Source organism: Pseudonocardia sp. CA-107938 (assembly GCF_050936315.1).
Classification (GTDB): Bacteria; Actinomycetota; Actinomycetes; order Mycobacteriales; family Pseudonocardiaceae; genus Pseudonocardia.
On sequence record NZ_JBNJNA010000001.1, the window covers coordinates 3,049,637 to 3,065,864 of the forward strand.

The window sequence follows — 16,228 nt, forward strand, 5'->3', positions numbered from 1 at the left end:
ATGACCGGGACCCCGATCTCGCCCGTCAGCCGGCGCTCGCTGGGGTGGCGGGCCCTCCGTGCCGCGGATCGGCGGGCGACGGCGCTCGCGGACCTGGGCTGGCAGCTCTCGTTCTACGGCCGCGCGGTGGCGGCCGGCCCGCGCGCGGTCCGCCGCTACCCGCGCGAGACCTTGCGCCTGCTCACCGAGGTGAGCTTCGGTGCAGGGGGCCTCGCCGTCATCGGCGGCACGCTCGGCGTGATGATCGGCATGACGTTCTTCACCGGCGCCATCGTCGGCCTGCAGGGCTACTCGGCGCTCGACCAGCTGGGCACCGCGGCCCTCACCGGCTTCATCTCCGCGTACTTCAACACCCGCGAGGTGGCCCCGCTCTCCGCCGGTCTCGCACTGTCGGCGACCGTCGGCTGCGGCTTCACCGCCCAGCTCGGCGCCATGCGCATCTCCGAGGAGATCGACGCGCTCGAGGTCATGGCCGTCCGCAGCATGCCCTACCTGGTGGCGACCCGCGTGGTCGCCGGGTTCGTGGCTGTCATCCCGCTGTACGTCGTCGGGCTGCTGGCCGCCTACCTCGCCTCGCGGCAGACCACGGTCTGGTTCTACGGGCAGTCCGCCGGCACCTACGACCACTACTTCCACCTCTTCCTGCCCCCGGAAGACGTGCTGTGGTCGTTCGTGAAGGTGATCGGGTTCAGCATCGTGGTGATCCTGACCCACTGCTACTACGGCTACACCGCGAGCGGTGGCCCGGCCGGCGTCGGCGTGGCGGTGGGTCGCGCGGTGCGGACGTCGATCGTGCTGGTGGCCGTGGCCGACTTCCTGTTCAGCCTCGCCATCTGGGGCTCGACGACGACGGTGCGGATCGCCGGATGATCCGCTACGAGCAGGGGTCGAAGCTGCGCTACCAGGTGCTGGGCATCGTGTTCCTGCTGGTCGTGGCGCTGCTCGTGGCGACGGCGGTGGGCATCTACAACAAGGCGTTCACCTCGGCGGTGAGCGTCCGGTTGGAGACGGACCGGATCGGCAGCCAGCTGCGCCCGGGCGCCGACGTGAAGGTGCGCGGCGTCGTCGTCGGCGAGGTGCGGGCGGTCGAGCCGACCTCGCGCGGCGCCGCGCTGGAGCTCGCGCTGCGGCCAGACCGGGTCGAGCTCGTGCCGGCCAACGTCGCGGCGCGGCTGCTGCCGAAGACCCTGTTCGGCGAGCGGTACGTGGCGCTGCAGCTGCCCGACGACCCCGCCGCGGCCGCGATCGCCGACGGTGACGTGATCGGCCAGGACCGCACCCGCACGGCCATCGAGGTCGAGCAGGTGCTCGACCACGTGCTCCCGCTGCTGCAGGCCGTGGAGCCGGACAAGCTGGCCGTCACGTTGAACGCGCTGGCCGAGGCGCTGGACGGCCGCGGCGCGCAGCTCGGCGACACGCTGGTCGCGCTGGACTCCTACCTGGAGAAGTTCGCCCCGTCGACGCCGGACCTGCTCGCCACGCTCGACCACCTCGGGCCGGTCTCCGACACCTACGCCAAGGCCGTCCCCGACCTGCTGACCGCGCTCGCCGACCTCACCACCACGACGGACACGTTCGCCGAGCAGGGCGACCAGCTGCGCGAGTTCTATGCCGAGGTCACGGCCGCGAGCGACGACCTGGGCAGCTTCCTCGACGTCAACCGCGAGAACCTGATCGCGCTGTCCGCCACGTCGCGGTCGACGCTGGAGGTGCTCGCGCGCTACGCCCCTGAGTACCCGTGCCTGTTCCGGCAGCTCGTGGAGGGCATCCCCGCGGCCGAGACGGTGTTCGGCAAGGGCAGCGAGCACCCGCAGCTGCAGAAGATCACCATCGAGATCTCGGCCGGGCGGGGGAAGTACCGCCCCGGCGTCGACGACCCGGCGTACGGCGACGACCGCGGCCCCCGCTGCTACGACAAGGCGGTGCCGCCGGGCACGTTCCCGCAGTACCCGCCGGGCGGCCCGATCGAGGACGGCTCCACCAAGCCCCCGCCGTCCCGCACCACCCCCGATCCGGACCTGCTGCCCGGCCTCGGGCCGGTCACCCCGCCGACGGCCGAACCGGCTGCGTGGACGAGCAGCTCCGGTGAGGCGGAGCGCCGGTTGATCGCCCTGCTGATGGCCCCCGCGCTGGGCGTCATGCCGGCCGATGTGCCGTCGTGGGCGGGCCTGCTCGTCGGGCCGCTGCTGCGCGGGACGGAGGTGACGCTGGTATGAGGAGCGTCCTCGGTCCCGGGATCCGGCTGGCGGTCTTCGCCGTGGTGACGGTGCTGCTCACGGCCGTGCTGGCGGCCACGATCGCCAACACCGACCTCGGCTCCACGACCTCCTACACCGCCGTGTTCACCGACGCGTCGGGCCTCGACGTGGGCGACGACGTGCGCATCCGCGGCGTCAAGGTCGGGCAGGTGGCGTCGCTGGAGGTGCTCGACGACTCGCTGGCGTCCGTGCGCTTCGACGTCGACGCCGCGCGGACGCTGCCAGCCGGGGTCACCGCGACCGTCAAGTACCGCAACATCATCGGGCAGCGCTACCTCGCGCTCGGCGGGCTCGACGCCGTCGGGGGGCCGCGGCTCGACCCGGGCGGCACGATCCCGGTGGCCCGCACGCGTCCGGCGCTGAACCTCACCGAGCTGTTCAACGGCTTCCAGCCGCTGTTCCGGGCGCTGTCGCCGGCCGACGTCAACAAGCTGTCGTTCGAGATCATCCAGGTCTTCCAGGGGGAGGGCGGCACGATCGAGAGCCTGCTGGCCTCCACGGCGTCGCTGACGTCGACGATCGCCGACCGGGACGCCGCGATCGGCAAGGTGATCACGAACCTCGACACGGTGATCACGACGATGCGCGTCCGCTCGCCGGAGCTGTCGGACCTCATCGTGTCGCTGCAGCGCCTGGTCAGTGGGCTGGCGGGGCAGCGGGAGCCGATCGGGCACGCCATCGAGGCGCTCGGCGACCTCACGAAGACGACGGCCGGCCTGCTGGGCGAGGTGCGCCCGGCGCTGCACGACGACATCGCCGCGCTCGGCGACCTGTCGACCAACCTCAACGCGGACGCCCCGGAGGTCGACCGCGTGCTCAAGGGGCTCGCCCCGAAGCTGAACGCGCTGACCAGGACGGTGAGCTACGGCAGCTGGTTCAACTTCTACCTGTGCAAGATCGACGGCACGGTGTCGATCGACTCGTTGGGCATCACCGTGCCCTTCATGCCGTTCCCGACCACCTCGATGGCCCCGCGGTGCGGCCCGTGATCTCGATCAAGCCGCTGAGGGAGCGGAACCAGGCCGCAGTGGGAGCGGTGGCGATCGCGGCGATCGCGCTGGCGTCGGCCGGCGCGTTCTACGCCGACAACCTCCCGTTCATCGGCGGCGGCACCGGGTACTCCGCGTACTTCGTCGAGTCGGCGGGACTGGTCCCCGGTGACCAGGTCAAGGTGGCCGGTGTCCAGGTCGGCAAGGTCACCGACGTCGAGCTGGACCGGGGACGCGTGCGCGTGGAGTTCCGGGTCGACGGCGTGCGCGTCGGCGACGCGAGCCGCGCGTCGATCGAGATCCGGACGCTGCTCGGCGACAAGTTCCTCGCGCTGACGGGAGGTGGGCAGGGCAGGCAGGACCCGGCGGTGCCGATCCCCGTCGAGCGCACCAGCACGCCGTTCGAGATCCCGGACACGCTCGGCAAGCTCGCCACCACCGTCGAGGGCATCGACACGCAGCAGCTGGCGCGCAGCTTCGACACCCTCTCGAAGACGTTCGCCGACACCCCCGAGCACGTCGGGGCGGCCATGACCGGGCTGTCGCGGCTCGCGGAGTCGGTCGCGTCCCGCGACCAGGAGCTGGCCAGCCTCCTCGCCAGTGCGAACAACGTCAGCGGGGTGCTGGCCGAGCGCAACGGCGAGGTGGCCCGGTTGATCTCCGACGGCACCCTGCTGCTCGACGAGCTGCAGCGCCGCCGCGGGGCGATCACCGCGCTGCTGGAGGGCACCCAGCACCTTGCCGACGAGCTGCGCGGGCTCGTCGCCGACAACCGGGAGCAGCTGCGGCCCACGCTGGAGCAGCTCGACAAGGTCACCGAGCTCCTGCAGCGCAACCAGGACAACCTGTCCCGCTCGATCGCCGCCATGGCGGTGTACAGCAGAGCGTTCAACAACGTGGTGGGCAACGGCCGGTGGTTCGACGGCTACCTGTGCGGGCTGCTCCCGCCGACCGTCAACGCCGGCGCCCTGCAGATCAACCCCGGTGGCTGCCCGCCGCCGGACACCGGCGAGTTCCCGATCACCGGCGGTCACCGATGACCGGGCCGCTGCTCGGGCGCCGGATCCCGGCCGGCCCGGCGCGCACGGTCGCGCTCGTGGCCGTGCTCGCGGTGCTGGTCGCGGCCGTCGTCCACGTCGTGTCGGGCGGGTCGGGCGGCACCCGCATCACCGCGTTCTTCGACCGGGCCGTGGGGCTCTACCCCGGCTCGGCGGTGCGCGTGCTCGGCATCCAGGTCGGCAGGGTCGACGCCGTCGTGCCCGAGGGCGGCGTGGTGCGCGTCGAGCTGACGGTCGACGATGTGCCGGTGCCGCCGGACGCCTCGGCGGTCGTGGTGGCGCCGAGCCTGGTCAGCGACCGGTACGTGCAGCTGACCCCCGCCTACGTCGACGGGCCGGCGATGCCGTCGGGCACGGTGATCCCGCGCGAGCGCACGGCGATCCCCGTCGAGATCGACGAGCTTCTCGGGAGCATCGACGACCTGTCGAAGGCGCTGGGCCCCGGCGGCGCGAACGCGACCGGCGCGCTCTCGGACGTGCTGCAGACCGCCGCCGCCAACCTCGACGGCAACGGCGAGAACCTCAACACGGCGATGACCCGGCTCGGGCAGCTCGCGGGCACGCTGTCGGACTCCCGCGGCGACCTGTTCGCCACCATCGACAACCTGCAGAAGTTCACCGCCACCCTGGCCGAGAGCGACGACCAGATCCGGCAGTTCCAGAAGCGCCTCGCCTCGGTGACGGGCGCGCTCGCGGACGACCGGGAGCAGGTGGGGGCGTCCCTGCACGCACTGGCCGACGCGCTGGAGGAGGTCGACGGGTTCATCGCCGACAACCGCGAGCTCGTCGCGTCCAACGTGGAACGACTGACCGGGATCACGAAGGCGCTCGTCGACCAGCGGGCCGCATTGGCCGAGGTGATCGACGTGGCCCCGCTCGGCGCCACCAACTTCATCAACGCCTACGACGCCGCGTCCGGCTCGGTGGCGGTGCGCGGTGACTTCGCCGAGTTCGCCCTCTCCCCGACGTTGCTGCTCTGCGCACTGGTGCAGCGCGGCACCCCGACGGTGGTGCCGCCCGCGGTCACCGCCACCTGCGGGAAGCTCGCGCCCATCCTCGACGGCACCCTGCCGCTGCCCACGGTCGAGCAGCTCCTCGGTGCACTGCAGCAGGGCAAGCCGCCGCCGCTGCCGTTGCCGCTGGTGGACGCGCTGACGGGCGGCACGCGATGAGGCGGCTCGTCGCGGTCACCGCCGCCGTGCTCCTGCTCGCCGGCTGCGGGACGGGTGGATTCAGGGGCCTCTACGACGCGCCGCTGCCCGGCGGCGCGGACCTCGGCGCGCGGCCGTACCGGGTCACCGTCCAGTTCGGCGACGTCCTTGACCTGGTGCCGCAGGCCAGCGTCAAGCACAACGACGTCGCGATCGGGCGGGTGGACGGCATCGCGCTCGCGCCCGACAACTCCGTCGCGACCGTCGACGTCGTCGTCAACGGCGACGTCCAGCTGCCCGCCAACGCCCGGGCCGAGCTGCGGCAGTCCAGCCTGCTCGGCGAGAAGTACGTCGAGATCGCGGACCCGCTGGGCGAGCCGCCGCGCGACGTGCTCCGCGACGGCGCGGTCATCCCGGTGGCGAGCACGAGCCGCAACCCGGAGGTCGAGGAGGTGCTGGGTGCGCTGTCGATGCTGCTGAACGGGGGCGGCGTCGCGCATCTCCAGGACATCGTCGGCGAGGTCAACCAGGCGCTGGACGGCAACGAGCCGCAGATCCGGTCGCTGCTGGGCCGCCTGGACCAGCTCATCGAGCAGCTCGACGGGCAGAAGGCGACGATCGTGCGCGCGATCGACGGGCTGGCGCACCTGTCCGACGCGCTCGCCGGGCAGACCGGGAACCTCGCCACCGCCATCGACGAGCTGGGGCCGGGCATCGACGCCATCGAGGAGCAACGGACGCAGCTGGTGGGCATGCTCGAAGCGCTCGACCGGCTCTCGGACGTCGCCGTCGACACGATCCACCGCAGCCGCGACGACCTGGTCGCCGACCTGCGCGCCCTCGCCCCGACCCTGCAGAAGCTCGCCGAGGCCGGCAGCGACCTGCCGCGGTCGCTGCAGTTCGTGCTGACCTACCCGTTCCCCGACTACGCGATGGAGTCGCTGAAGGGCGACTTCTTCAACACCGACGTCCGCATCGACCTCGACCTGAGCACCACGCTGGGCAACCTCAGCCGCTCGTCGCAGCCACCCGTGGCGCTGCCGGACGCGCTGGGGGGTGGGCTGCCGGGGTTGCTGCCGCCGGCACCGAGCGGGAAGCGCGAACCGGGGGAGGGCGGCGGGGTGCCCGGCGTGCTCGGCGACCTGCTGGGCGGTTCGTCATGATCACCACCAGGATGCGCGTGCAGCTCGTGGTGTTCATGCTGATCGCGGCCGTCGGCATCACGTACGTCGGCGGCGACTACGCCGGGCTCAACCGGTTGTTCGGCACCGGCGGCTACCGGGTGACCGTGCAGCTCGCCGACTCCGGTGGGATCTTCGAGAACTCGGAGGTGGCCTACCGCGGCGTGGCCGTCGGGCGCGTCGAGGAGCTGCGGGTGACGCCCGGTGGCGTCGACGCCGAGCTGCTCATCGACGACTCGGCGCCGCGCATCCCGGCGGCGACGCGGGCGGTGGTCGCCAACCGGTCGGCCATCGGCGAGCAGTACGTGGACCTGCGGCCCGACGCCGACACCGCGCCGTACCTGGCCGAGGGATCGACGATCCCGGTCGCGCGCACCAGCCTGCCGCCGCGCGCCGAGGAGACCCTCGCCAGCGTGGACCGGCTGGTCACGAGCGTGCCGGTCGAGTCGCTGCGCACCGTCGTCGACGAGCTGGGCACCGCGTTCGCCGGCACCGGTCCCGGCCTGCAACGGTTGCTGGACGGCGCCGGCGCGCTCACCGCGACCGCGACCGAGCACCTGCCGCAGACGACCGGGTTGCTCGCCGACGCCCGCACCGTGCTCGCGACGCAGGAACAGCAGTCCAGCGACGTCCTCGAGTTGAGCCGCGGCCTGCAGGGGATCGCGGAGCAGCTCAAGGAGTCCGACCCGGACCTGCGGCGGATCATCGCGGCCGGGCCGCCGGTCGCGGGTGAGGTGCAGGAGCTGCTGCGCACGTCCGGGTCGGACCTGTCGGTCGTGATCGCGAACCTGCTCACCGTCTCGCAGGTCACCGTGACCCGCACGGACGCGCTCACCGAGCTGCTCGTCGCGTTCCCGGTGATCAACGCGTTCACCCCGGGCACGGCACCGGACGGGCGCGGGCACCTCGGGCTGGTGCTCGACTTCTTCGATCCGCCCTCGTGCACCCGTGGCTACGAAGGCACCGTCCAGCGCGGGGCGGACGACTTCGCGGACGTGGCCGTCAACAGCGACGTGCACTGCGCCGAGCCGCACGGGAGCCCGACCAGCGTGCGCGGCTCCCAGAACGCCCCGTCGGGCGGGAAGGTGCGCGCGCCGGCCACCGCGGGCGGGTCGGGGCAGGCGCCGGTGGCGGGACAGGTGCCCGGCACGGTCGGCGTCATGGACCACGGCGGCGCCACGACGTTCGCGCAGCTGCTGGGCCTGCCGTGATCCGGAGGGTGCTCCCGTTCGTGGCCGGGGTCGCGGTGGTCGCCGCGATCGCCGGCGGCCTCCTGTGGTGGCAGGCCGCCACCTCCCCGGCGGTGGCGACCGCGCAGGCCAGGGACCTGGTGCTGGACGCCGGCTCGCGGGCGCTCGTCGAGCTGAACACGATCGCCTCCGACGACGCCGACGCGGCGGCCGACCGCTGGGAGCGCAACGCCACCGGGCCGCTGCTCGCGCAGCTGCGGAAGCAGCGGGAGCAGACCGTGACGGCCGCCAAGGCGGCCCGCACGAGCTCGACCGCCCGGCCGCTGCAGGCCGCCGTCACCGAGCTGGACCGCGCGGCGGGCACCGCGCGGCTGCTCGCCGCCCTGGAGGTGCGCGTGACGACGGCCGACGGGCAGGTCGCGACGAAGCGCACCCGGCTCGCCGCCGCGCTCACCCGCACACCCGACGGATGGCTGCTCAGCGAGGTCGACGTCGTGGGGCTCTCGACGTGACGGGCCTGCGCAGGGCGGTCCGCACCCGCAGCGCCCCGAAGCCGGTGCGCCGGGTGCGGGTCGCGGGTGTGCGGGACCGGAAGGTCGCGGTCGAGCCGGAGGTGGAGGTCGAGCCGGAGGTCGCCGCCGCCGAGGAGCCGTCGCCGGCGCGGCCGCCGCTGCACCGGCGCGTGCCGTCCGCGGTGCTCGTCGCCGTGACGGTGGTGGCTGCGGCACTGGCGGTGTGGTCGACCGTCGAGGCGCGCGGGCTGCGCGCCGGCGGCGCGGCGAACACGGCGCTCACCGACATCGCCACCACGCGCGACGTCACCGCGGCCGTGCGCACGGCGGTGGAGTCGGCGTTCAGCTACGACTACGGCGATGTCGACCGGACCCGCACGGCCGCGCGGCAGGTGCTCGTCGGACGCGCCGTGCAGCAGTACGACGACCTGTACGCGCAGGTCGTGGCGCAGGCGCAGGCCCGGCGGCTGGTGCTCACCACGTCCGTGCGCTCGATCGGGGTGACCGAGCTGCGCGGCGATCGCGCGGTGGCGCTCGTGTTCGTCGACCAGCAGATCGTGCAGACCGGGGACGGCGCGCACGACTCGGGCGCGAGCCAGCTGTCGGTCACGGCCGGGCGGCACGACGGCGCCTGGCTGATCGAGGACATCACGGTCCTGTAGACGGTTGCTCAGCCGGCGGCCGGCACCTTCAGCCCGTCGAGCATGAGGGTGAGGTACTGGTCGGCGAGCTGGGTGGCGGTGAGCCGTCCGGTGGGGGTGAACCAGCGGACGGCGACCCAGACGGAGTCGCGCAGGAAGCGGTAGATGATCGTGGGATCGAGGTCGGCGCGGAAGACGCCGGCCGCGATCCCGTCCTCGATGACCTTGATCCACAGCCGGCGGACGTCGTTGTCGGCCTTCGCCAGGTAGGCGAAGCGGGGGAGCTGGGAGAGGTAGTTGCGCTCGTTCTGCAGCACGGTGATGGCCGCGCGGTGCGGACCGAGCGAGACGAACGCGGCTTCGACGAGGTCGCGCAGCCGGGTCTCGGGATCGGAGTCGCGCTCGACGATCTCCCGGTAGCTGGCCAAGAGGCTGTCGAGGTAGCTGGAGAGGATCTCGTCGACGATCATCTCCTTGGAGTCGAAGTGGTAGTACAGGCTCCCGGACAGCACACCGGCGGCGTCGCCGATCTCGCGTACGGTGGTGGCCTTGAAGCCGCGTTCGGCGAAGAGCTCGGCCGCGATCTGGACGAGGGCCTGGCGGCGCTCGGAGCTCACGTTGCTGTCCTGCGCTGCTCGCGAGCGGGGCTTGGTCGAACGGCCCGCGGTCGCGCGCTTGGGAGCTGGCATGCGCCGAGTATCCCCCGACGGTGCCCAAGCGCTAGCTCGGCTACCGCTCGGCCGTGTCCGGTCCCCGCGGGGGCCCGCTGCTCTCCCGGACCACCAGTTCCGCCGGCAGCCGGACGCACGTCGGCGGCGGGGTGCCCTGCTCCAGCTGGGCGTGGAGCAGCGCGAACGCGCGCCGCCCGAGCTCCAGGAAGTCCTGCGTGACGGTGGTGAGCGACGGCCGCACGTAGGCAGCGAGGGGGGTGTCGTCGAAGCCGACCACGCTCAGGTCGCCCGGCACGTCCCGGCCGATGTCCATGGCCGCCCGCACGATGCCGGTGGCGACGTCGTCGTTGACGGCCAGCACGGCGGTCACGTCGGACCGCCGGGCCAGCTGCGCGCCCGCCTCGTAGCCGGAGCGGGGCGTCCAGTTCACCTCCAGCGGCTCCGGCACCGGTGCGCCGGCCCGTTCCAGCGCCGTGCGCCAGCCCAGCAGCCGGCCCGACGGCAGCAGCGGGGGCACGGCGACGTGGTGGACGGTGCGGTGGCCGAGGTCGAGCAGGTAGCGCGTGGCCGCCTCGGCGCCGGCCTGCTCGTCGATCATCACGTGGCCGCGGTCGCCGACCCCGGTGCCGAAGGCGGTGACGGTCGGGGTGCGCGGCGGCACCCGCTCCACCGCTGCCCTGGCCAGGTCGTCCTGGGTGAAGGCGATGAGCCCGGCGTGCGGTTGGGACAGCAGCCGTTCGACGGCGTCGACGCGGTCGGAGTGGTCGGGGGACTGGAGCACGGTGATGTGCACGGTGTAGCCGGCGCTCCACGCCGCGTCCTCGATCCCCTCCAGCGTGCGCGCGTAGCCGTACAGGCTGGTGTTGGACGCGACGACGGCGATCGTCGAGTCCCGCCCGGTGACCAGCGCGCGAGCCGCGCTGTTGGGGTGGTAGCCGAGCTCGTCGATCGCGGCCTGCACGCGGGCGCGGGTGTCCGGATGGACGCGATCGCTCTCGTTGATCACCCGCGAGACGGTCTGGTAGGAGACGCCGGCCGCGCGCGCGACGTCGGTCATCGACGGTCGCGACGCCGACCTCTGCGCCTGCCAGGAATGTGCCACGCGGATGCGCTCCTTCTTGTGCCGAGGGCCTTGACGATACCCGGTGTGAACGTTCACACTGCTCGCGCCATGCGATGTGAACGATCACATCGGAGGATCGCGAGCCTCAACGGAGAGCTGCCATGTCTGACCGCACCCCTGTATCCGCCGGCGTCGACCGCTCGTCCCTCTCCCGCCGGAAGCTCCTCCGCTACGGCGCGACCGCCGCCGCCGCGGTGGGCGCGGGCTCCCTGCTCGCCGCGTGCGGCAGCGGTGGTGGCGGCGCGGCGGCCGGCCCGGACGCGCGGGCCGACCTGGTGCTCTCGTCGTGGCAGATCCCGCTGGACATCGAGACCTACCGCAAGTTCGCCGCCGACTACAAGGCGACCCACCCCAACGTCAACATCACCGTGCGGGAGACCCCGGGCGGCGACTTCAACCAGTGGTTCACCACCCAGCTCGCCGGCGGCAGCGCACCCGACATCATCCGCATCACCTGGCAGCAGATCGGGCGCTACGCGAAGAACAACGGCGTCGTCGCGCTCGACGACTACCTGGCCCCGAACTACGGCGCCGACTTCGGCCCGACTTTCTGGTCGGCCGCGCAGCTGAACGGGAAGGTGCACGGCATCCCGCAGCACACCGACACGTTCGCGACGTTCTACCGCACCGACGTGTTCTCGAAGATCGGCGTGACCCCGCCGGCCAGCCTCGACCAGGCGTGGACGCTGGATCAGTTCGTCGACATCGCTCGCGAGGTCAAGAAGGCCACCGGCGCGTACGCGCTGTCCTACGGGTTCGGCGGCGTCCCCACCGGCTACCGCTGGCTGCCGTTCCTCTACATGCACGGCGGCCGGCTCGTCGCCGACGACGGCGTGACCCCGGCCATCGACAGCCCCGAGGGCGTCGCGGCCCTCACCTGGTTCCAGCGGCTCTACGCCGAGGGCCTGATCCCGATGTCGAACACGGTGAAGGGCTCGAACGACGCGTCGACCGTCAACTCGTTCATCACCGGCCAGGCCGGGATGATGATCTTCGGCGACTGGATCATGTCGGACGTCTCCAAGGGGCTGCCGCAGGAGTCGTGGGGCATCACCTACATGCCGCGCGGGAAGTCCGCGGCGTCCGACCTCGGCGGCAACCTGCTCGCCGTCACGGCCACGTGCAAGAACCCGGCCGTCGCCGCGGACTTCATCCAGTTCGTGTGCAACGAGCAGAACATGCGCTACTTCTGCGAGAACGACCTGTTCCTGCCCGTACGGACGTCGCTCACGAAGCAGCCGCTCTCGTACAAGTCGCAGCAGAAGCAGATGGCGCTGTTCTCCGAGCAGGCCACGACGGTGCCGGAGTCGATGGCGAAGGTGCAGACCGCGCCGAACTTCAACGCGATCAACCAGGTGCTCGCCGACGAGCTCGACCTGTGCTGGACAGGGCAGAAGACGCCGGCCGACACGGCCCGCTCGATCTCCGACGGAATCCGCAATGCCGCTGCCTGAGCTGGTGGCGGAGCCGGTCGTCCCCGTGACCGACCGGCGGCCGGCCGCGCACCGCGCGCGGCCGCGCCGGCGCCATGGCGCGACGCCGTGGCTGTTCATCGCGCCGAGCCTGCTGCTGTTCGCGGTGTTCGCGTTCCTGCCGATCGCGATCTCGGTGGTACTGAGCTTCCAGGACGTCGCGGTCTTCGGCGGCGGCCGGTTCGCCGGCGTCGACAACTACACCGAGCTGGTCACGACCCTGCTGTTCTGGACCACCGTGCAGAACACGCTCGTGTTCACCATCGGCACGGTGCCCACGAGCACGGCGATCGGGCTGCTGCTCGCGGTGCTGCTCAACCGGCACCTGCCCGGGCGTGGGCTGATCCGCAGCCTCTACTTCCTGCCGATGGTCATCTCCGGGGTGGCCGTGTCGCTCGTCATGGCGTGGATCTTCAACGCCGACAACGGCATCGCGAACGCGGCGCTGGAGGAGCTCGGGCTGCCCCGCGTGGGCTGGCTGAGCTCGCCGAACTGGGCGATGATCACGTTGGTCCTCGCCGTGGTGTGGGGCCGGATCGGGTTCTGCATGGTCACCTACCTGGCGGCGCTGCAGAACATCAACCCCGCGCTGCTGGAGGCCGCCGAGATCGACGGGGCCGGGCCGTGGAGCCGGTTCGCGCGGATCGTGTGGCCCCTGCTGGCGCCGACGACGTCGCTGCTCGTCGTGCTGAACGTGGTGTTCTCGATCCAGGCCTTCGACGTGATCTACGTGCTGACAGGTGGCGGGCCGGGCTTCGCCACCACGGTGCTGGTGCAGTACGTGTTCCGGGCCGCCTTCACCGACGGCCGCATGGGCTACGCCTCCGCGATCGGGGTCGTGCTCGTGCTGGCCCTGCTCGCGCTGACGCTCCTGCGCAACCGGTTGGCCCGGCGTTCGGAGGACCTCGCATGACCACGATCTCGCGACGCGACCGGATGACCGCAGGGCGCTGGCTCGTCTGGGCCCTGCTCGTGCTGGGCGGGCTGGTGATGCTGTTCCCGGTGTACTGGGTGCTGGTCACGGCGATCAGCCCGGGCGGGCTGGCGCAGGGCACCGGGTTCCGGCTGTGGCCGGAGCGGGTCGACCTCGGCGTCTTCGGCCGGGCGTTCACCGACCAGCCGGTCGCGCAGTGGCTGCTCAACTCGGCGGTGATCGCCGTCGCGGGCGTCGTGCTGACGGTGGCGGTGAGCCTGCTCGCCGGCTACGCCTTCGCGAAGTACCGCTTCCGCGGCCGGGACGCGCTGTTCGCGCTGATGCTCGTCACCATCATGGTGCCGATCCACGTGATCATGGTGCCCGAGTTCGTGATCGTGTCGAAGCTGGGCATGGTCAACTCGCCGTGGGCGGTGGTGCTGCCGACCGCCGCCCAGGCCGTCACGATCTTCATGGCCCGCCAGTTCCTCGCCGGCCTGCCGGACGAGCTGCTCGAGGCCGCCCGCGTGGACGGGGCCGGTGAGCTGCGCATCTTCCTGCGGGTGGTGCTGCCGCTGTCCGGACCGCTCATCGCCGTGCTGACGATCCTGACGTTCGTCTGGCGGTGGAACGACTTCGTCTGGCCGCTCGTGGCCCTCCAGACCCCGAACGACTACACGATCTCGGTGGGGCTCGCCTCCCTCAACGGCACCTTCTCCCACCCCTGGGACGAGATGATGGCGATCACGCTGCTGTCGATGATCCCGGTCGTCGCCGTCTTCGTCGCCTTCCAGAAACGGTTCGTGCGCGGCATCGCCGAATCCGGCCTCAAGTGATCCGACCAGCGAAGGACTCCTCCATGTCAGAACTGCTCGCGCCCGTCGACCCGACGGCCGGGACCGACCGGATCACCTGGCGCTTCGGCGCCGGTGCCGTCCGCCTGCTCGCCGGCGCGGACGCACCCGTCCGGTTGGTGTCCGTGCAGCCGGGGGACGACGCCGCCGAGTGGCCGACCGACCTCGTGCACACGGTGCCGCTCGTCGAGCTCGGGCTGGGGACCGAGGGGCGGAAGGGAGCGAGCCCGCACGCGCAGCACCGCCGCTACCTGCCCTCGAGCCGGCTGCGGCACGTCTCGCACGAGGCGACCAGCTCCGGCGGCGTCGACGTGCTGACCGTCGAGCAGCAGGACCCCGAGACCGGCGTCGTCGTCACCACCCGGCTCGAGCACCGCCCCGGCGCATCGGCGTTCCGCGCGACCACGCACCTGCGCAACGGCGGCGGCGCCGCGGTCGCCGTCCGGTACGTCTCGTCGTTCACCCTCGCCGGGTTCGCCGACCAGGACATCATCGACGCGCCGAAGCGGCTGCAGCTGCACCACGCGCGCAACGCGTGGGACGCCGAGTTCCGCTGGCACCGCACGACGCTGGAGGACGCCGGCGTCGTCGACATCGGGCGCATCGGGGAGGGCAACGACTCCTCGCTCGGGCACTTCGCCGTCCGCGGCTACGGCAGCTGGTCGAGCGGCGATCACCTGCCCGCCGGCGCGATCACCGACCGCGTCACCGGTCGGGCCTGGACGTGGCAGCTCGAGCACAACGGTCCGTGGCAGTGGGAGGCGCTGGACCGGCAGGGCCGGCTCTACGTCGGCATGAGCGGGCCGACGGCGGAGGACCACGAGTGGGAGGTCGTCCTCGAGCCGGGTGCGGAGTTCACCAGCGTGCCCGTCGCGGTGGCGGTGTCGACGGACGGGCTCGACGGCGCGCTCGCCGAGATCACCCGCTACCGGCGGCAGATCCGGCGCCCGCACGGCGACAACGCGGCCTGCCCGGTGATCTTCAACGACTACATGAACTGCCTGATGGGCGATCCGACGACGGAGCGGCTGCTCCCGCTCGTCGAGGCGGCCGCCGCGGCGGGCGCGGAGTACTTCGTGATCGACGCCGGCTGGTACTCCGACGAGCCCGGGTGGTGGGACTCGGTCGGGGAGTGGCTGCCGGCGAAGTCGCGGTTCCCGAACGGGCTCGCCGAGGTCACCGACGCGATCACCGCGGCCGGCATGATCCCCGGGCTGTGGCTGGAGCCCGAGGTGGTGGGCGTGCGCAGCCCGCTGCTGGACCGGCTGCCGACCGAGGCGCTGTTCTGCCGCGACGGCGTGCCGATCGTCGAGAACGGCCGCCACCAGCTCGACTTCCGCCACCCGGCGGTCGTGCGGCACCTCGACGAGACCGTCGACCGGCTCGTCGCCGAGTTCGGCGTGGGCTACTTCAAGCTCGACTACAACATCAACATCGGGGCGGGCACGGACGTCGACGGCGCCCGTCCCGGCGCGGGCCTGCTGGGGCACAACCGGGCGTACAGCGCGTGGATCGACAGCGTGCTCGACCGGCACCCCGACCTGGTGTTGGAGAACTGCTCGTCCGGCGGGATGCGGGTGGACTACGCCCAGCTCGCCCGGCACAGCATCCAGTCCACGAGCGACCAGACCGACCCCGAGCGGTACGTGTCGATCGCGGCGGCGGCGCCGGCGTCGGTCACGCCGGAGCAGTCCGCGGTCTGGGCCTACCCGCAGCCGGACTGGACCACCGACGTCAACGACCTGACGCTGGTCAACGCCCTGCTCGGGCGGGTCCACCTGTCCGGCCGGATCGACCTGCTCGACGAGGCCGGGCGCGCCGCCGTGCGCGCCGCGATGGACACCTACAAGGCCCTGCGCCACCGGATCCCGCACGCCCTGCCCGTCTGGCCGCTGGGCCTGCCCGGCTGGTACGACGCGTGGTGCGCCGCCGGCCTCGTCGACGACGAGGGGATGCTGCTGCAGGTCTGGCGGCGCGGCGGCTCGGGATCGAGCGCGGACACCGCGGCGCTGCCGATCCCCGCGTTCGCCGGGCGCGACGTCGACGTGGAGGTGCTGTACCCGGTGGGCGGCAACGGCTCGGCGACCTGGTCGCGGGCGGACGGCGCGCTGCAGGTGCAGCTGCCCGACGCGCCCAGCGCCCGGCTGCTCCGCCTGGTGCCGCGCGCCTGAGCTCGCCCCCGACCCACTCCCGGTGCGTCGAGAACGACGTTGTG

General features: G+C 72.4%; 15 protein-coding genes. 13 read left to right on the forward strand and 2 right to left on the reverse strand.

What is annotated here, in order from left to right:
* The 9 genes from ACQEVB_RS15190 to ACQEVB_RS15230 are packed head-to-tail and all read left to right on the forward strand — an operon-like array spanning nucleotide 1 to nucleotide 9,001.
* Nucleotides 1-870 carry an MlaE family ABC transporter permease gene (locus tag ACQEVB_RS15190; RefSeq protein ID WP_432970853.1) on the forward strand — a complete coding sequence of 290 codons (870 nt, stop codon included), beginning with the start codon at nucleotides 1-3 and terminating at the stop codon, nucleotides 868-870.
* Entirely contained in the window at nucleotides 867-2,216 is a 1,350-nt protein-coding gene (locus ACQEVB_RS15195) for an MCE family protein (protein WP_432970856.1), read from the forward strand. Before ACQEVB_RS15190 ends, ACQEVB_RS15195 begins: the two co-directional genes overlap by 4 nt.
* On the forward strand, nucleotides 2,213-3,247 hold the full coding sequence (locus ACQEVB_RS15200) for an MCE family protein (protein WP_432970859.1): 1,035 nt from the start codon (nucleotides 2,213-2,215) through the stop codon (nucleotides 3,245-3,247). Before ACQEVB_RS15195 ends, ACQEVB_RS15200 begins: the two co-directional genes overlap by 4 nt.
* A gap of 5 nt (nucleotides 3,248-3,252) precedes the next feature.
* Nucleotides 3,253-4,287 carry an MCE family protein gene (locus ACQEVB_RS15205; RefSeq protein ID WP_432980376.1) on the forward strand — a complete coding sequence of 345 codons (1,035 nt, stop codon included), beginning with the start codon at nucleotides 3,253-3,255 and terminating at the stop codon, nucleotides 4,285-4,287.
* Complete coding sequence (locus ACQEVB_RS15210; protein WP_432970862.1) at nucleotides 4,284-5,477, forward strand: MCE family protein; 1,194 nt, start codon at nucleotides 4,284-4,286, stop codon at nucleotides 5,475-5,477. Before ACQEVB_RS15205 ends, ACQEVB_RS15210 begins: the two co-directional genes overlap by 4 nt.
* Nucleotides 5,474-6,619, forward strand: coding sequence for an MCE family protein (locus ACQEVB_RS15215; RefSeq protein WP_432970865.1), 1,146 nt, complete (start codon nucleotides 5,474-5,476; stop codon nucleotides 6,617-6,619). Before ACQEVB_RS15210 ends, ACQEVB_RS15215 begins: the two co-directional genes overlap by 4 nt.
* On the forward strand, nucleotides 6,616-7,848 hold the full coding sequence (locus ACQEVB_RS15220) for an MCE family protein (RefSeq protein WP_432970868.1): 1,233 nt from the start codon (nucleotides 6,616-6,618) through the stop codon (nucleotides 7,846-7,848). Before ACQEVB_RS15215 ends, ACQEVB_RS15220 begins: the two co-directional genes overlap by 4 nt.
* Before the next feature lie 8 nt (nucleotides 7,849-7,856).
* Nucleotides 7,857-8,339, forward strand: a complete 483-nt coding sequence (locus ACQEVB_RS15225) for a hypothetical protein (RefSeq protein ID WP_432970871.1) — start codon at nucleotides 7,857-7,859, stop codon at nucleotides 8,337-8,339.
* Entirely contained in the window at nucleotides 8,336-9,001 is a 666-nt protein-coding gene (locus ACQEVB_RS15230) for a hypothetical protein (RefSeq protein ID WP_432970874.1), read from the forward strand. Before ACQEVB_RS15225 ends, ACQEVB_RS15230 begins: the two co-directional genes overlap by 4 nt.
* Nucleotides 9,002-9,009: 8 nt before the next feature.
* On the opposite strand, the gene ACQEVB_RS15235 is transcribed toward ACQEVB_RS15230, so the two are convergent.
* Both ACQEVB_RS15235 and ACQEVB_RS15240 read right to left on the reverse strand, forming a co-directional pair.
* Nucleotides 9,010-9,597 (reverse strand): TetR/AcrR family transcriptional regulator, encoded by a 588-nt coding sequence (locus ACQEVB_RS15235; RefSeq protein ID WP_432970877.1) that lies wholly within the window; start codon nucleotides 9,595-9,597, stop codon nucleotides 9,010-9,012.
* A 112-nt stretch (nucleotides 9,598-9,709) separates the two neighbouring features.
* Entirely contained in the window at nucleotides 9,710-10,708 is a 999-nt protein-coding gene (locus ACQEVB_RS15240; protein ID WP_432970880.1) for a LacI family DNA-binding transcriptional regulator, read from the reverse strand.
* A 167-nt stretch (nucleotides 10,709-10,875) separates the two neighbouring features.
* Between ACQEVB_RS15240 and ACQEVB_RS15245 the strand changes: the two genes are divergently transcribed.
* Genes ACQEVB_RS15245 through ACQEVB_RS15260 form a run of 4 tightly spaced genes read left to right on the forward strand, consistent with a single transcriptional unit; the run spans nucleotide 10,876 to nucleotide 16,184 of the window.
* The gene (locus ACQEVB_RS15245; RefSeq protein WP_432970883.1) at nucleotides 10,876-12,228 is read left to right on the forward strand and encodes an ABC transporter substrate-binding protein; all 1,353 of its coding nucleotides are present in this window, start codon (nucleotides 10,876-10,878) and stop codon (nucleotides 12,226-12,228) included.
* Nucleotides 12,215-13,159 carry a carbohydrate ABC transporter permease gene (locus tag ACQEVB_RS15250; RefSeq protein ID WP_432970886.1) on the forward strand — a complete coding sequence of 315 codons (945 nt, stop codon included), beginning with the start codon at nucleotides 12,215-12,217 and terminating at the stop codon, nucleotides 13,157-13,159. Before ACQEVB_RS15245 ends, ACQEVB_RS15250 begins: the two co-directional genes overlap by 14 nt.
* A complete protein-coding gene (locus ACQEVB_RS15255; protein ID WP_432970889.1) occupies nucleotides 13,156-13,995 on the forward strand; it encodes a carbohydrate ABC transporter permease in 840 nt (279 codons plus the stop codon). Before ACQEVB_RS15250 ends, ACQEVB_RS15255 begins: the two co-directional genes overlap by 4 nt.
* A 23-nt stretch (nucleotides 13,996-14,018) precedes the next feature.
* Nucleotides 14,019-16,184, forward strand: a complete 2,166-nt coding sequence (locus ACQEVB_RS15260; protein ID WP_432970892.1) for a glycoside hydrolase family 36 protein — start codon at nucleotides 14,019-14,021, stop codon at nucleotides 16,182-16,184.
* Nucleotides 16,185-16,228: the final 44 nt, after the last annotated feature.

What these genes read in the sequence shown, in the direction of transcription:
- ACQEVB_RS15255 (WP_432970889.1), top strand. Translation starts at nt 13,156, where the DNA reads ATGACCACGATCTCGCGACGCGACCGGATGACCGCAGGGCGCTGGCTC.
- ACQEVB_RS15215 (WP_432970865.1), top strand. Translation starts at nt 5,474, where the DNA reads ATGAGGCGGCTCGTCGCGGTCACCGCCGCCGTGCTCCTGCTCGCCGGC.
- ACQEVB_RS15200 (WP_432970859.1), top strand. Translation starts at nt 2,213, where the DNA reads ATGAGGAGCGTCCTCGGTCCCGGGATCCGGCTGGCGGTCTTCGCCGTG.
- ACQEVB_RS15210 (WP_432970862.1), top strand. Translation starts at nt 4,284, where the DNA reads ATGACCGGGCCGCTGCTCGGGCGCCGGATCCCGGCCGGCCCGGCGCGC.
- ACQEVB_RS15250 (WP_432970886.1), top strand. Translation starts at nt 12,215, where the DNA reads ATGCCGCTGCCTGAGCTGGTGGCGGAGCCGGTCGTCCCCGTGACCGAC.
- ACQEVB_RS15190 (WP_432970853.1), top strand. Translation starts at nt 1, where the DNA reads ATGACCGGGACCCCGATCTCGCCCGTCAGCCGGCGCTCGCTGGGGTGG.
- ACQEVB_RS15220 (WP_432970868.1), top strand. Translation starts at nt 6,616, where the DNA reads ATGATCACCACCAGGATGCGCGTGCAGCTCGTGGTGTTCATGCTGATC.
- ACQEVB_RS15195 (WP_432970856.1), top strand. Translation starts at nt 867, where the DNA reads ATGATCCGCTACGAGCAGGGGTCGAAGCTGCGCTACCAGGTGCTGGGC.
- ACQEVB_RS15260 (WP_432970892.1), top strand. Translation starts at nt 14,019, where the DNA reads ATGTCAGAACTGCTCGCGCCCGTCGACCCGACGGCCGGGACCGACCGG.
- ACQEVB_RS15240 (WP_432970880.1), bottom strand. Translation starts at nt 10,708, where the DNA reads ATGACCGACGTCGCGCGCGCGGCCGGCGTCTCCTACCAGACCGTCTCG.
- ACQEVB_RS15245 (WP_432970883.1), top strand. Translation starts at nt 10,876, where the DNA reads ATGTCTGACCGCACCCCTGTATCCGCCGGCGTCGACCGCTCGTCCCTC.